This window comes from Actinophytocola sp., from assembly GCF_036002505.1.
Classification (GTDB): Bacteria; Actinomycetota; Actinomycetes; order Mycobacteriales; family Pseudonocardiaceae; genus DASYTH01.
Map to the genome: position 1 here is coordinate 1 of NZ_DASYTH010000061.1, position 2,668 is coordinate 2,668.

Annotated in this window: 2 protein-coding genes; both read right to left on the bottom strand. The window is 70.9% G+C overall.

All coding sequences use genetic code 11. The features are described 5' to 3' along the window. Positions 1–294: 294 nt before the first annotated feature. Positions 295–1,197, bottom strand: coding sequence for an alpha/beta hydrolase (locus VGR06_RS04695; RefSeq protein WP_327557703.1), 903 nt, complete (start codon positions 1,195–1,197; stop codon positions 295–297). A 1,006-nt stretch (positions 1,198–2,203) separates the two neighbouring features. Next, positions 2,204–2,668: SAM-dependent methyltransferase (locus VGR06_RS04700; RefSeq protein WP_327557704.1), on the bottom strand; the 465-nt coding region annotated here is incomplete at its 5' end.

The window sequence follows — 2,668 nt, forward strand, 5'->3', positions numbered from 1 at the left end:
CGACGTCGAACACGATGATCACGACGGTGGGCTCCTGTCACGAGCGGAAGCTTTCCTACCACACCGGCGCCCGGCAAGGGGTCAACTGGTGTTGCCCGCTCGTGCCCTGAACCGTCCACTTAAGACGGTCCTGGCCCGCGCCGACCCGCCCGCAGGACGAGGACCCGTTCCACGGCAGGACCCGTGGCCACGCACGGACGGCAGCCGTCCTGTCCAAGGTGATGCCGAGCACCAAGCCCACCAGCGCCCGAACTGCATCCTCAGCGTCAACGACGGAACCGGGCCGGGACGTCCTCATCCAAAGCGCTCGGGGACAGGCGGCCGGCAGGTCGGCGCCAGTGTCGAGACCGCACTGCTCGGCCAGCAGCGGGAAGTCGGTGAAGGAGGCGTGCTCGGCGCCCCGACCACGAGCCAGCGTTTCCACCCGGTCAGGTGGTTCCAGTCGCGTTCCCAGGTGGCGGCCGCGGCGCTGCCTCCGGGGCTGCATTGACCCTTTCTGCCCAGGAACAGGAACGGCCGGGGCAGCCCGGCGTCGGAGATCGGGAAGTGGGTGGCGCCGTCGATGTCGATGCCGGCGCGCAGCCGGGAGTCGGTGACGATGGCGGCGATGGTGCTCGCGCCGCCTACGGAGTGGCCCGCCATGGCGATCCTGGACGGATCGATGAGCCGGGCGCCCGGCGATTGCGGATGTGTCCCGGTCAGTGCGTCGAGCACGAAGGAGACGTCGGCCGCCCGGCTTGCGGTCAGCCTTTCCCAGAAGGCGTGGCCCCGCTGCCTGACCTCGCGGGCGCGACAGGTGGTGACTCGCCCGTCCGGGAAGGTCGTGGCGACGCTCTCGTAGGTGTGCTCGATGCCGGCCACCACGTAGCCATGGCTGGCGAGGTCCTCGGCCAGGGCGGTGAGCGTGGCGCAGGGTTTGGTGAAGCTCGGCGAGAGCACGACGAGGGGCAGATCGTGTCGGCACTCTATCGGAGTGGCGTCGGTGACTGCGTTGGTTCGCGTCGTGCTCAACACGTCGAAGGGCAGGCCGGTTATGCCCGCGTGTTTCAGCAGGAGTTCCGACTCCGTCGGCGTCAGGTACGGTGCCCGCGGCCCGCCCGACGGTTGCGCCGGATACCACAGGGACACCATGAGCTCTCGCGACGTCGCCTCCGGGGCCCAGGGGTCGCGGCGGGAGACGTCGGTCAGATGGACCAACGTGGCTCCGACCGGATGGGAACCAGTCGGTTTGGGCAGATAGAGCCCACTTTCGGGCGCATCGACGCAGCCGGCCAGCTCGGTCACAAGATGCCCGTCCCTTCCGCTGCGGTCGCCATGGATCCGAGTCTGGACGCCCAGATCACGCGGCGCATCGTGGGATCTCCCCGATTTCGTGGGCCATCCCAGGAGGAAGGGAGATATCCGCTCATGGCACCCCTTTATGTCAAGACGGCGTTGGGACGCCGGGTAGGCTGGCTGGTGGCGGGTCCGGGAAGTGTCTTGTCCGAAGAGCCGATGTCCGGGGTCAGGTCGGTCACGCTGGATTGCAGAGTCGTCCCCGAGTGCCCTCCCGGGCCTGAATTGCCCGAGCCGGAGGCCAGGCGGGACGAGCGGGACCCGATGCCCTCGGCGGTGAGCGACGACGGGCGGACCATCGCCGGAACTCACACCGAGTGGGTACCCGGACGCCCGCGATCCGGGGTCCCGGTGCGCTGGCAGTGCCGCTGACCGGGGCGCGGTCCCGGGCGGGCCACCCGCCTCGGACCGCCGCGATCCGGGTCCGCGCAGGCGGCGGAGGTCGCCGTACGCCCGGTAGAAGCCGCCCCGAACGGCCTCCCGGACCGGGTGACCAGCGGTGAACGTGGCGATCGCGGCCAAGCCCGTGAAGATGGCAGTCACCGCGCAGCCTGACGTCCCACCTGAACGCGGCCCGATCCCGGCCGGGTTACTCGCCCGAATGCGCCGGCGGCTACGGTTGCTGGCCGGCCGAGTGGGAAAGCCATCGCGCGGCGCGGCTGAGCTCGCCTTGACCGCCGGCGGCGGCGTGGATGACGCCGTGCTGTATGGCCTGGTCGACGTCCACCGCGGCTCGGCCAAGGCTGAACGGGTGGCGGGCAGCAGGGACACCAGCCTAGCGGCCGACCATGTCCGCGTACGAGCGGCCGCACAACCGCGGCCCGGTCGGCGGGCGTGCCGGCGCGGAAGGCCACCGTTGCGGCCGCGGTCACGGCCGGTGCCCGTTCTCCCGGCGTTCCGCGATGTTGCCGCGCGGGCCAGGACAGGGTGGGGGCTTGTGCGCGATGCCGCCGTACGCGGCGACCTGCTCCGCTGGGGGTTGGGGATGGCCGGGGTCGGGCCGCCACGCGCTGATCACGTGCAGGCCGGGGTCGATGAGCGTGAGCCCGTCGAAGAACCGGGCGACCTGGGCACTGGTCCGGGCGGTGAAGTCGCCTCGCCCGGGAAGGTCCCACGCCGCCAGCCTGCGGGCGGTGTCCGCGGGCAGCGCGTCGGTGGTGGCGTGCGAGATCACCAGATAGCTGCCGGCCGGCATCGCTGCCATCAGCGTCTGCACCACGTCGTATGCCTGCTCGTGGTCGAGCAGGAAATGCAAGACCGCGACCAGCAGGACCGCGACAGGTCGGGTGAGGTCGAGGGTGTCGTGCAGTTCGGGCGCGGCCAGGATGGTATC